The sequence below is a fragment of the Paenibacillus sp. E222 genome (assembly GCF_013401555.1).
Lineage (GTDB): Bacteria > Bacillota > Bacilli > Paenibacillales > Paenibacillaceae > Paenibacillus.
Genome location: NZ_CP058552.1, coordinates 5,528,221 through 5,541,265, shown reverse-complemented (window position 1 = coordinate 5,541,265; position 13,045 = coordinate 5,528,221). Strand labels below are relative to the sequence as shown.

Sequence of the window (13,045 nt, the reverse complement as noted above, 5' to 3'; positions counted from 1 at the left end):
GGAAACGCTTCTTATTTCATATGGTTCTCTTATTGTTACAAGCTGTAGATGAACATTAGTTCATCTATGGCTTTTTTGCATGCATTCCACCCAATTTGTTGCACATAGAAGGGAGGTTTTGTAGTACTTTTTGATGGGAAATCACCCCTAAGGGGAGAAAGAGAGGCAGCGATATGAAACGACCTGCTCAAAGTTATACCATTTGGTTTTCCCAACGAACCGGCAGTACTCTGCTGGGTGAAGCCTTAAGTTCTACGGGTGTCGCAGGATATCCGAGGGAGTGGTTGCATTATCAGCATAAGAGCCCAGACACATTAAAGCGTGAAGATCTGGAACGGATCTGGGATCAGGGAACAACGTCGAACGGAGTATTCGGCATCAAAATTAATTTTGAACAACGATGGATTGACGCATTCCGCAGTCTCTATAGTCTGCCAACAACGTTATCGCGGGCTGAGGTATGGAGTACGGGCTTCCCTAATTGCACCAAGCACATTTACATGACGCGTCGCAACAAAGTCAGATTGGCTGTGTCATGGTGGAGAGCCATTGTCTCGGGTGAATGGCACCGCAAGCACGGAGACAGCCCTCAGTTACAAGATATTGCAGATCAATATAATTTTGATGCGATTAAACATCTGCTTGTGGAGAGTAATATGTGCGAAGCAGCAATTGAAGACTTTCTGTCCGAGTCAGGCATTGTGCCGCTGACAATTGTTTATGAGGATTTTATACAGGATTACGAAGGGACCGTCATGCAGGTGCTAGATTTTTTGGATGTTCAGACTGACGGTGTAACCGTATCGCCCCCGTTCTTTGACCCGATCGCAGACGAGATTTCTGAACAATGGGTGCAAAGATTTCGGGAAGAATGCCAAAGAGATTGGGAGAATGTTAAATGGTAAATACACTTGGTAAGATTCATCCACGAGTTGGAAACGTTGCATTTATTGTTGTTATGTATGATTCATCTTAGTGAGGGAGCAAAATGCTTTGAATCACCAAAATGAAAAGAAATGTTATACGAAGGGGTGAGGGGCTATGCCCAAAACAGAGAAACGCTCCATGTCCTGGCTGCTGCAATATCTAAAACCAGTCAAAGGCCGATTGGCCATACTTATGGTGATGTTGCTAACGTCAACAGGGCTGCAGCTCCTGAATCCACAGATTATCAAACGATTCATTGATACAGCGGCAAGTGGGGGAATCCTTTCTAACCTGATCCAGCTTGCCGGATTGTTTCTAATTGTTGCCGTCGTAAATCAATTGATTACAGTAGCCGTAAGTTATCTGGGGAATGATGTGGCCTGGCGAGCAACGAACCGGTTACGGGGAGATCTCCTGAAGCATTGTCTGCGTCTGGATATGCGGTTTCATAATGTGAAGACGCCGGGAGAAATGATTGAACGGGTGGATGGTGATGTGACGAGTATCTCCAACTTCTTCGCGATGTTTATTGTGCAGGTGGTGGGAAGCTTTGTCTTGCTTGCCGGAATTCTCGGATTTATGTTCACCGTAAACATCCCGATTGCGATCGTCATGACGGTGTTTACATTGTTATCGATTCTGTTTATGGTGTTCATTCGGAATCTGGGAGTAAACTCTTCCAAAAATGAGCGGGAAGCGAGTGCATCCTTGTTTGGATTAATTGAAGAGCGTATTGCGGGAATTGAAGATGTTCAAGCGAACGGGCATGTCCCGTATGTGATGAATCGCTTTTATCGTACGATGCGTGTTGTATTTCAAAAAGGAAGGAAAGCCTGGCTGCTTCGGGTGATTCCATGGAATACAACGGTCATTCTGTTCGCACTCGCAGTCACGGCAGTACTTCTGCTTGGTGTTCATTACTACATGCAAGGCATCATTAGCATCGGTACCCTGTTTCTGATATATCAATACACCCAGATGCTTAATGATCCGATTGAGATGTTGGGCGATCAGGTTCAAGAGTTTCAGAAGGCCAAATCCGGCATGCTTCGGTCAAGAGAGCTGTTATCTTTGCGCAGTGAGATCGAAAACGGAAAAGAGGATCAGCTGCCAGAAGGGCCGCTTGGTCTGGAATTCAAGCAGGTGAACTTCAGTTATAACGAGGATAAACCTGTGTTACAAAATATTAACTTTGCCATTAAACCTGGCGAACGGCTTGGCATCATCGGTCGTACAGGTAGCGGCAAGTCAAGTCTCAGTCGGGTGCTTCTGCGCCTGTATAATCTGGATAGCGGAACGATTCGAGTTGGGGGCAAAGACATTTCAGAGCTTACCTTGCCTGCACTCTACCACAGGGTTGGTATGGTTACGCAGGATGTACAGCTGTTCGACGGTACGTTGCGAGACAATTTAACGCTGTTCAACCAGGACGTCTCGGATCAGATTATTAAGGAGACAACGAATCGACTTGGATTAAGTCACTGGATTGAATCACAGCCCGCAGGGTTGGACACCCATCTGAAGGCAGGCGGTTCTTCATTATCCGCAGGGGAAGCTCAATTGTTTGCCTTGACGCGAGTATTTCTGACTGAACCAAGCCTGGTTATTCTCGATGAGCCTTCCTCACGGCTGGATGCCGCTACAGAGAGCATGCTTCAGTCTGCCATTGATCAGTTGATGAAGCAATGTACGGGAATTATCATTGCACATCGCTTGGCTACTTTGGAAAAGGTCGATCAGATTATGGTACTGGGTGATGGCAAGGTACTGGAATTCGGAGCCAGAGAAGCACTCGCCAGCGATCCGTCGTCACATTATGCCAGATTGCTGATTACGGGGCGAGAGGAGGAATTGGCGTGAATGTAACAGGATTTATAGGCCGTTTATTTCGATTCAGGCCTTTTCTATTTTTGATCAACGGATTATTATGGTGTATATTTCATTCTTTGCCGCTGGCAATAGGGATCGGGATGCAGTGGTTCTTTGACCGGGCAACGACGGGTTCCAGTGATTATATGTGGCTGGCAGCTCCCCTGATCTTCATTGCTTTGATCAGGGCAGTAAGAGTAGGTACGTTTTTTGCTGCATTCTATGCATGGATTACGTACATTTACCATATTCAGGCCATTCTGCGTACCAATATGCTCGCTGGTATTATGCGCTGGCCAGGACGTAATCTGCCAGCTTCACCGGGAGAAGCGATGAGTCGCTTTCGGGATGATGTGGATGAAGTGGTTGAGTACGTAGAATCCTGGGTGGATTTCTGGGGAAGGCTTGTGTTCGCCATCGTATCCATCATCATTATGGCGAACATTAACTGGAAAATCACTTTGGTAGCTGTTTTGCCACTGGTAGTCGTAACGTTGCTGAATAACTTGTCTGGTAATCGGGCTCGTCGATATGCTCAGGTCAATCGTGAGTCGACAGGACGTATCACCAGTTTCATTGCCGAAACCTTTGGGGCTGTGCAGGCACTGAAACTTGGGCAGGCAGAAGAGCATGTCTCTACTCGTTTTAACAAACTGAATGAAGAACGTCGTCAAGCCGCACTCCGGGATAATCTGTTCAAACAGTGGATGAGATCACTTAATCAGCATGTGCTCAGTATATGTACAGGTCTCATTCTCCTGATGTGTGCGGCCGAGATGAAATCCGGCAATTTCACCGTAGGTAACTTTGCTTTGTTCACCAGTTATCTTGCCAATATTGGCTTTAGTATTTCATTGTTTGGCTATATGGTATTCCAGCATAAACGGCTCAAAGTATCTTTTGACCGCATGCGAACCTTGTTTCGCCCTGGTGAGGAAGACCGGATCATGGATTTCAGAGAGACGTATCTGAATGAAGATCCGCCTGAGCTTCCTGATGAACAGAGAGATCCCAAAGAGAAGCTAAGAGAGCTGGAGATCAGCAATCTGGCGTACCAATATCCTCATTCCGCAAATGGAATACAGGATATCAGCTTCCGTGTGAAGCGGGGACAATTTCTGGTCATCACTGGACGGATCGGTTCTGGCAAATCGACTCTGGTCCGCACACTTCTGGGACTGCTGCCCAAACAGGAGGGTTCAATTCGATGGAATGGTACAGATGTAGATCCCGCTACCTTCCTGATGCCGCCTAGAGCAGCATATACGCCGCAAGTACCCCGACTGTTCAGTGATACGCTGAAAGAGAATATTGTTCAGGGCAAACAGGGCCGTACGGAAATCGCACTTGCAAAAGCCATTCGTTTGGCTGTTATGGATAAAGATATTCAAAACCTGGATCAAGGACTCGAAACGTCCGTAGGTCCAAGAGGTGTCATGCTGTCGGGTGGTCAGATTCAACGCGCGGCTACCGGACGCATGCTGATGACGGAAGCAGACCTGTTCATCTTCGATGATCTGTCCAGTGCGCTGGATGTGGAAACCGAGCAGCAGGTCTGGGAAGGTTTGTTCCAGGAGCCAGATGTCACCTGTATTGCGGTGTCTCACCGCAGAGCAGCACTTGCGAAGGCAGATCATATCATCGTCATGAAGGATGGACGAATTGAAGCCGAGGGCAGCTTATCAGATTTGCTTGCCACTAATGAAGAGATGCAGCTGCTTTGGCAAGGTGAACAAACACCGGTTAAAGTGGGTTAGGATAAGATATACGATAAAAAAATGAAAAAAGCCGTACAGACAACTCTTTTCGAAAGAGTTAAGATCTGTACGGCTTTTATTATTGCTCATTGGGTCCACCTTTATTTGATCAGCTGTGCAATCAATGAATACGCAATGATGACCAGGAAGATGATCGTAATGTGGTTAATGGAGAAAATAAACATTTTATGTGACCATTTCTTGGTTTCTTTCTTATCGAAGGTTGCCACACTAAGAATAAGCCAGGCCAGGCTTACCAAAAACGCAACAATGGCAATAAACGGACTCATCGGCCAGAACAAGAAGCTGGAGAATAGCAACAATACCAGATAAACATTCGTCTGGATGTATGTCCGTCTGATTCCTTTTACAACAGGAAGCATGGGAACACCAGCCGCTTTGTATTCATCGAATCTCCGAATGGCAATGCCATAGAAGTGAGGCATCTGCCACAACAGCATGGTAACGACCAAAGCCCAAATTTCATAGTGACCCAGCTCAGGTGAAATGGCTGCCCAACCAATGAGTGGAGGAACAGCGCCTGAAAGACTTCCAACTTCCGTATTGTATACCGTTGTCCGCTTGGTCCACATCGTATAAGGGAACACGTACAACAGCAGTCCCAATATGCCGAATACGGCAGCCGAAGGGGAAGCGATATACAACATGATGCCCCCGATAATCGTAATGGCAATACCGAGGATCAAACCTGTTTTGGTATCTACACGACCAGTTACCGTTGGACGTGTTTTGGTGCGTTCCATGATCGCATCGATATCCCGATCATACAAATTGTTAAACACCCCGGCCGCTCCAATAATCAGGGAAGACCCGATAACAGATAGGATAATGGGTACAATATTTGCTAAAATAGATGCATCAAATACATACAAAGCCAAACTTAAACCGGCAAACATGGCGATCAGATTGGATTTGATGATTCCGATCTTGATCGTATCAAAAAATACTTTCGGAATCGAGCTAGTGTACTCCAGGCTGATTTCGGACCGTGCCCCTTTATTCAATGTTTTCAAGAACTCACTTCCTATATCTATACTTATATATCTCGTGGTTTTATTATAGCACTCAATACAGTATGTGAATTAATTAACGATTTAGTATTTAAAATAATGTCATTTGATTGTGAACAATTTAAAAACAAGGTTTTTTTTAATTGTTAAAAATGATTTTCTGTGATACAGGTCATTGAAACCGAATAGCAGGGATAACAAGAGAAGCATATTTTTCTTGCATGTTGAGCTTTATTTGTTTATTGTAGATATAAGAGATCCTTAATGGTATTAAGTGATCTCGTCTTGCATTGTTTCTATTAAAGAACAGCTGCAGGAGGCAGGATGTAATCAGTATAGGTTTTTTTTGTAACAATAAAGGACATTGAATATCTGGAAAGGGTGTTAAATATGGATCAAAAGATGGATGTATTAATTATAGGCGGAGGACCAGCGGGTCTTAATGCTGCACTTGTACTAGGACGAGCTCGCAAACATGTTGTGGTCATAGATGATGAACGTCCCCGTAATTGGGTTACGCGTGAAACACACGGTTTTCTGACAAGAGATGGTGCAAGTCCACGTGAATTTCGGAAGGTTGCGAAAGAACAGATTAGCGCTTACCCGTCCGTTCATTTTGTAGGGGACACAGCGACTTCAGTGACAGGAACAGATGGTGATTTTCAAGTTACAACGGCCCAAGGAGTCGTCTATCACACGAAGAAAATTTTGTTTGCAGTAGGGAAAAAAGACCTGCCGCTGGATATTAACGGGTTGAAAGAGGTATATGGCAAGAGTGCTTTTGTCTGCCCTTATTGCGATGGATGGGAATTAAGAGATCAACGGCTTGTCATCATTGTGAATGGAGCCAAGGCATTTCATATGGCCAAGACGATCTCGGGCTGGACAAGCCAGTTTACCATTTGCACGAATGGACCTGATGAATTGACGGATGAGCAGCGGGAGGAATTGAAGCAGCATGGTGTCCCGGTATGGGACTCTCCAATTCAATCTATTGAATCAAGCGATGGTATGGTGCAGCAAGTGGTGTTAGACGATGGTACCGAAATCTCGTGCACGGGGATTTTCTTTGGACCGAAACTAACGGCTGGATCAGAACTGCCGCAGACGATAGGCTGTGAGGTTACGGATGCGGGTACAGTCGTTGTAGATGATTTCGGCAAAACAACCGTACCGGGTCTGTTCAGCGCTGGAGATGCAGCATCGGAGTTGTACCAGGCCATTACTGCGGCGTCCCTTGGTGCATTAACCGCTGTAACGATCAACAGTGAGCTAAATATGGAAGCCTGGGATGAGCGCGGTAAACATCTAAACCCATAGAATAACGATGTACAATTTCATCTTTCAAGATATACTGCTGCCTGAAGGGCATGATTTATGAAGAAGGCAGGCCCAGTATTCGAAGACACGTTAAAAAGGAGGCGGCAATAGCCGCCTTTTTCTTATGTCGAAAAACAGCCGCTGATCTGGAGTTCTCAACTAGATCGGCGGCTGTGTTAATTTGGCAGATACGATCTATTGACAAAGAAAAATTTTTGACGCAATATAATAAAATAACTTTATAAAGTATATAAATAAAGTAGTTCACTAGCATTATTGTGTTCATTTACTTTTAATTTATATGCAGGGAAGGGATCTAATTATGGCAACTTGGTTTCTTATCATTATCTACCTTGCGTTTATCAGTTTGGGGATTCCGGACTCCTTGCTTGGTTCGGCATGGCCCGTCATGTGGTCTGAACTTGGCGCTTCGTTTGGGTCAGCAGGAATTCTGTCGATGGTCGTTGCAGGGGGAACTATCGTCTCAAGCTTGGCTAGCGGCACGGTTATTCAAAAATGGGGAACAGGCAAGGTTACGTTAATTAGCTGTTGTTTGACCGCCGGAGCACTCCTTGGATTTTCCTTCGCACCTTCATTGGTATGGCTCGTCATTCTTGCCATTCCGCTCGGTCTAGGGGCCGGTGCCGTGGATGCCGCACTGAATCATTATGTCGCAGAGCATTACAAAGCACACCATATGAACTGGCTGCACTGTTTCTGGGGTGTTGGCGCGACGACAGGGCCGATTATTATGTCGTATTACATTGCGGAACATCATTCCTGGAGAAGCGGGTATACAGCTGTAGCCGTGGTCCAGTGCTGTCTAGTCCTGATTTTGTTTGCCACGTTGCCGTTGTGGAAGCGTGTTGCTGCAAGTCGGGAGAGTGCGAGTCTGAACAACGAAACAGATCATGTGCAAGCAGACAACACGTTAGTACAGCGTGAGGATAGACCCGAACGGAATGTATTGAAGATTAAGGGAGTCAAAAACTCCCTGATCGCATTTCTGTTTTATTGTGGCGTCGAGACGACGGTCGGTTTATGGGGAGCCAGCTATCTGGTAGGAGCAAGAAATATCTCGGCAGAAACGGCTGCAGGATGGATCTCCTTATACTACGGTGGTATTACGATAGGAAGGTTGATTACAGGCTTTATCACATTAAAAATAAAAAATCGGGTATTAATTCTGGCGGGTCAAGTGACCGCCATTGTGGGTGGAGTCATTTTATTGCTTCCATTATCGATTTCGTTTGCGCTGGCTGGATTTATGCTGATTGGATTGGGGCTTGCACCCATCTATCCCGGACTTCTTCATGAAACTCCAGCTCGATTCGGCAAAGCGAATTCTGCCCGATTAATGGGATACCAGATGGCACTGGCATACACAGGAACTACATTGCTTCCTCCGCTTTTTGGCGTGCTTGCTGCGAAAACCAATATCGGCTTTTTCCCGCTGGTTGTACTTGTTTTCCTTATCCTAATGCTAGCCAACTCAGAGCAAGTGAATCGTATTTTGAAAAAGAGGATTCTAAATGGGTAGAGCTAGTAGGGGTGTAATAAGACTTAAACATCCCATTTAAAAAATGATACACAAAAAAAGCGAGGAACTACTCTCGCTTTTTTTTGTTGTGTGCAGAATCACAGAATCATTGGCATAAGATAGGATCAATCAGCTTCAATCGGAAGGGCGTTACGTACAGGATATATGGGCTGGTAAACGAGCCGTAAATTCAGCTAAAGGTCTGTACGTGAGCAACTTCTATGAAAGTGTGAGCTGATTTTAGAAGATAAAATGATTTTTGATGCAAGTCTTAAAGAACTTTTTTCGAAAATGAGAGATGGAAAATAGAGGGCATACGCCCTCCAATGAAATTTAAGTTTACTCAATTCCAAAGAGAATCTTACCGTGAATCCTGAATTGTTGCAGAGCTATTGTTGGCGCTCAAATCAGTAAGTGGGTCGAAAGGAGGTCCTGTTATTGTGCCTACAAGCAGTGCGATATCCACGGCATTTACTGGGCTGCCCCATGAATTTCCAGAGAAGACCATGATGGCCTGATCATTAACAAATCCTCTGGTGTTATAAACAACATTGCTAATAATTTCTCCGGTTGTATTCGGGTTAAAATAGGCTGGCTGACGCAAAGAATAAAAAATATTATTTCTTACAATCAATCCGGTCATGTTTCCGATCTGGGTCACGAGCCCCCGATTGACGACCCAACCTGAGGAGGGGCCTGCTTGAGGTGGGCCAAATATCGTATTATTTTTTACGGTATGATTGGTCCCGCCTAATTGAATAAACTCAACAGCATAAGGGTTATCACTCGTGATCGTTAATCCGTCTACAGTTACTCCGCTTCCAATGATGGTGAAAGGGATGACAGCAGCTTGCAAAAGGATGACTGTACTTGGATAACCTTTTAGCGTTATTCCAGCTTTATTAATGGTAATATTCGTAGTGATGGGGTATGTTCCACCAAGAATATGAACAGTACTCGTTGGAGATACCGCAGTTACACCTTGTTGAATCGTTCCAAAAGGACTGGCCTGCGTTCCATCTCCACCCACCGCGCCTTGCAAAACATACACATCAAAGGGATTGGGTTGAACTGTACCCGTAGCTCCCGTAGAGCCAGTAGCTCCAGTAGCTCCGGTACCAGTAGCTCCAGTGGCTCCTGTGGCTCCTGTAATACCCGTCGCACCAGTTGCACCTGTAGGGCCTTCTGGGCCGCCAGATGGACCTGTATCACCTGTGGGACCTGTTGCCCCCGTAGCTCCCGTAGCTCCTGTCGAGCCGGAAATACCCGTCGCTCCGGTAGGGCCCGTCGCACCAGTTGGGCCAGTTGCTCCTGTCGCTCCCGTATCTCCGGTAACGCCTGTTGTCCCTGTGTTTCCTGTTGCCCCCGTAGCTCCTGTAGCTCCTGTCGAGCCGGAAATACCCGTCGCTCCGGTAGGGCCCGTCGCACCAGTTGCGCCAGTTGCCCCTGTCGCCCCCGTATCTCCAGTAACGCCTGTTGTCCCCGTGTTTCCTGATGCCCCCGTTGCCCCTGTGTTTCCTGTCGAGCCGGAAATACCCGTCGCTCCGGTAAGGCCCATTGCCCCCGTTGCACCTGTCGTACCGGTATCTCCAGTGAGACCCGTCGCACCTGTTACTCCTGTAGAGCCTGTAATTCCTGTTGCACCCGTAACTCCTGTCGAGCCGGAAATGCCTGTAGTCCCGGTAGGACCTGATCCGCCGGTCGCTCCAGTCGTTCCTGTATCTCCAGTAAGGCCCTTCGCACCTGTAGAGCCCGTAGAGCCTGTGACCCCTGTCGCACCCATAAGTCCTGTTGCGCCAGTCGTTCCTGTCGCTCCAGTAGCTCAATAGAATTCTCGCTGCCAAATAATTCGGAATAAACGAGTCGGTGAGCAGCAACCAAAGCACCGATACTGTTTTTACCCCAAATCGAAACTAAATTGTCCTGGGGGGATGCTCCCGTAATAGTAACAACGTACTCGTAGCTGCTAATATTGGCAAAATAATCTCGAGTAGCTACTGCACCGGGTAAGATCGTAAATTGTTCACTTACATATAAAATCCTGCTGGTAGTTAATGAATATCCTTGGATGAGTATCGTTGCAGCATTCACAGTATTCTGATTTTCAATTTTAATTGAAACGGTCTGGGTAGGCCTTACCCCGTTTACAGGACTATTATCAATAGGGCCAGTAAGCAAGACTGCCAAATTTTCTCACTCCTTTTCTCACAATGGAATTAAGTGTAATTCACACTGATGTATGTTTATTCGGATATGTTGAAAAGTTCACTGTTTTCACAGATCTGAGTGCAAAAAAAGCGATAATGAGAAAAAAATAGTTATACATATAGAAACTAATATGAAAATGCTTTCATGCGAATCAGCCTAAATAATAGGGTTGACACTAGTTTTCGAAACGGTTTTAATTATATAGACCGATTGTTATAATTCATTTAAGGATGTGGCTTTATTGAGTGAAAAGTCTAATGCTAGAGAACTCATCGTCAGCACAGCAGCCAGACTGTTTTTTTCACAAGGATATCATGCGACCGGTCTAAATCAGATTATTAAGGAGAGCAGTACGCCAAAAGGCTCGTTATATCATTATTTCCCACATGGCAAGGAAGAGCTCGCTCACGAGTGCATTCAAAAAGCCAATGAAAACATTCTGCATAAGTTTGAAGAAGTGTTTGCTGCTCATGATAATACGGGGGATGCGATTCAGCAATTTATTCATGACTTGGCGATTGAAACGGAAGCGGCAGGTTTTACAGGTTTTCTTCCATTTAGTTTCTGGGCTGCCGTGGAAACCTCATGCATCAGTCATCAATTGCGAATTGCCTGTCAGGACGTATTTGCCGGATGGCAGCGTATCATTACGAAACATCTGATTTTGGATGGCATAGGTGAAAAGAAAGCACAAGAGATGGGACTACTCGTCATTTCCTTAATGGAGGGCGCGTTGATTATCAGCTTGACCAACCAGGACAAACAGCCCTTGCTGACGGCTGCTGATTATTTGTCCGTTGTGGCGAAGAATGCAAAAGAGAAGCAATAAGCTTCGTAAAGAGAAATAGAAATCGTCAGATCGTTTGAGGAGGATGGGATCGTGGAGGCTTCCATGAAGGCTGGTTCTGTACAGGATCAACAAGAAACAAAACAATATAAAGTATTTCCGATTTTATTCGCCATGCTACTTAGCGGTTTTATTGGTCTGTTCGGTGAAACAGCACTAAATGTGGCATTGACACCGCTTATGGGCTTGCTCGAAGTGGGACCAACGACCATTCAATGGTTAACAACAGGTTATTTGCTCGTTTTGGGTATTTTGGTGCCGGTTTCCGGTATGCTGTTACAATGGTTTTCAACGAGACAGTTGTTCACAACTTCTCTGATTTTTTCGATTGCAGGAACGCTAGTTGCTGCTATTGCACCGAGCTTTGAAATTCTGTTGGTGGCGCGGGTATTGCAGGCTGTAGGTACGGCTCTGTTACTGCCACTAATGTTCAACACCATATTGGTTATCTTCCCGATTGAAAAACGTGGCGCTGCCATGGGATTGATCGGTTTGGTTATTATGTTTGCACCAGCAAGTGGTCCGAGTATTTCGGGTCTGATTCTGGCCAATCTGAGCTGGCACTGGATTTTCTGGATCTCCTTGCCGTTCTTCATTATTTCATTGGTATGCGGCTTGCTGTTCTTACCGAATATTTCGAATTTGACCAAGCCCAAAATTGATGTTCTTTCCATTGTACTTTCCACACTTGGTTTTGGTGGCATCGTGTACGGATTCAGTAGTGCAGGAGGACATGGGGATAGTGGCGGTGGCTGGACCAGTCCTATCGTTGTAGCCACATTGGTTATCGGAGTATTATCTTTGCTGCTGTTCAGCATCCGTCAATTGCGAATGAAACAGCCGATGATGGATCTGCGGGCGTTCAAATATCCAATGTTTACAATCGGCTTGATTCTGATCTTCCTTTGTATGATGATGATGTTGTCATCCATGCTGATCCTGCCGATGTACCTGCAACAAGGTATGGCGGTAACGGCACTGACTGCCGGTCTGGTACTACTGCCAGGCAGCTTGCTGAATGGATTCTTGTCCCCGGTTATGGGACGCCTGTTTGACAAATTCGGTCCGAAGTGGCTTGTGATTATCGGTCTTGCGATCGTAACTGTTGTACTCTTCATGTACACAGGAATTACTCCAACTACGACTCTGAGCAAAATTATTACGCTGCATGTGTTTATGATGATCGGTATTTCAATGATCATGATGCCTGCACAAACCAACGGCTTGAATCAATTGCCACCTGCATTTTATCCTCACGGAACGGCGATCATGAATACATTGCAGCAGGTATCGGGAGCTATTGGTACAGCTGTTGCGGTAAGTATACTGAGCGCAGGTCAGACCCGCTTCTTGAGCGGTGTGACAGACCCTGAGAGTCCAGAAAATCAGTTGGCAGGTTTCACATCCGGTGTACAAAATGCATTTGTTTTCGCACTGGTTCTTGCTGTCATTGGACTGATCATTTCGATCTTTGTGAAACGAGTGAAGGTCGGTGCTCAGCAGGGACAACAAGGTCCTATGCATTAATTGAAAGCCATATATGAAA

Annotated in this window: 9 protein-coding genes; 7 read left to right on the top strand and 2 right to left on the bottom strand. The window is 45.7% G+C overall.

All coding sequences use genetic code 11. The features are described 5' to 3' along the window. Positions 1 to 173: 173 nt before the first annotated feature. The 3 genes from HW560_RS24540 to HW560_RS24530 all read left to right on the top strand — a co-directional run bounded on the left by HW560_RS24540 (position 174) and on the right by HW560_RS24530 (position 4,553). Complete coding sequence (locus HW560_RS24540; RefSeq protein ID WP_090897219.1) at positions 174 to 905, top strand: Stf0 family sulfotransferase; 732 nt, start codon at positions 174 to 176, stop codon at positions 903 to 905. A gap of 136 nt (positions 906 to 1,041) precedes the next feature. Next, on the top strand, positions 1,042 to 2,787 hold the full coding sequence (locus HW560_RS24535) for an ABC transporter ATP-binding protein (RefSeq protein WP_179264993.1): 1,746 nt from the start codon (positions 1,042 to 1,044) through the stop codon (positions 2,785 to 2,787). Beyond that, complete coding sequence (locus tag HW560_RS24530; protein WP_179264992.1) at positions 2,784 to 4,553, top strand: ABC transporter ATP-binding protein; 1,770 nt, start codon at positions 2,784 to 2,786, stop codon at positions 4,551 to 4,553. Before HW560_RS24535 ends, HW560_RS24530 begins: the two co-directional genes overlap by 4 nt. 101 nt (positions 4,554 to 4,654) lie before the next feature. Here the strand turns inward: HW560_RS24530 and cyoE are convergent, their stop codons facing one another. After that, a complete protein-coding gene (gene cyoE / locus HW560_RS24525; protein WP_373565014.1) occupies positions 4,655 to 5,578 on the bottom strand; it encodes a heme o synthase in 924 nt (307 codons plus the stop codon). 396 nt (positions 5,579 to 5,974) lie between these two features. Here cyoE and HW560_RS24520 point away from each other — a divergent pair, with 396 nt between their 5' ends. Both HW560_RS24520 and HW560_RS24515 read left to right on the top strand, forming a co-directional pair. Next, positions 5,975 to 6,904 (top strand): NAD(P)/FAD-dependent oxidoreductase, encoded by a 930-nt coding sequence (locus HW560_RS24520; protein ID WP_179264990.1) that lies wholly within the window; start codon positions 5,975 to 5,977, stop codon positions 6,902 to 6,904. A gap of 322 nt (positions 6,905 to 7,226) precedes the next feature. Further along, positions 7,227 to 8,444: an MFS transporter gene (locus HW560_RS24515; RefSeq protein WP_179264989.1), complete on the top strand. Its 1,218-nt coding sequence runs from the start codon at positions 7,227 to 7,229 to the stop codon at positions 8,442 to 8,444. Positions 8,445 to 8,805: 361 nt separating this feature from the next. Here HW560_RS24515 and HW560_RS34305 read toward each other — a convergent pair whose 3' ends face one another. Further along, the gene (locus tag HW560_RS34305; RefSeq protein ID WP_373564958.1) at positions 8,806 to 10,227 is read right to left on the bottom strand and encodes a collagen-like triple helix repeat-containing protein; all 1,422 of its coding nucleotides are present in this window, start codon (positions 10,225 to 10,227) and stop codon (positions 8,806 to 8,808) included. Between the two features lie 666 nt (positions 10,228 to 10,893). Between HW560_RS34305 and HW560_RS24505 the strand changes: the two genes are divergently transcribed. After that, a complete protein-coding gene (locus tag HW560_RS24505; RefSeq protein WP_111618927.1) occupies positions 10,894 to 11,481 on the top strand; it encodes a TetR/AcrR family transcriptional regulator in 588 nt (195 codons plus the stop codon). Positions 11,482 to 11,544: 63 nt separating this feature from the next. After that, complete coding sequence (locus tag HW560_RS24500; protein ID WP_090902243.1) at positions 11,545 to 13,026, top strand: DHA2 family efflux MFS transporter permease subunit; 1,482 nt, start codon at positions 11,545 to 11,547, stop codon at positions 13,024 to 13,026. Positions 13,027 to 13,045: the final 19 nt, after the last annotated feature.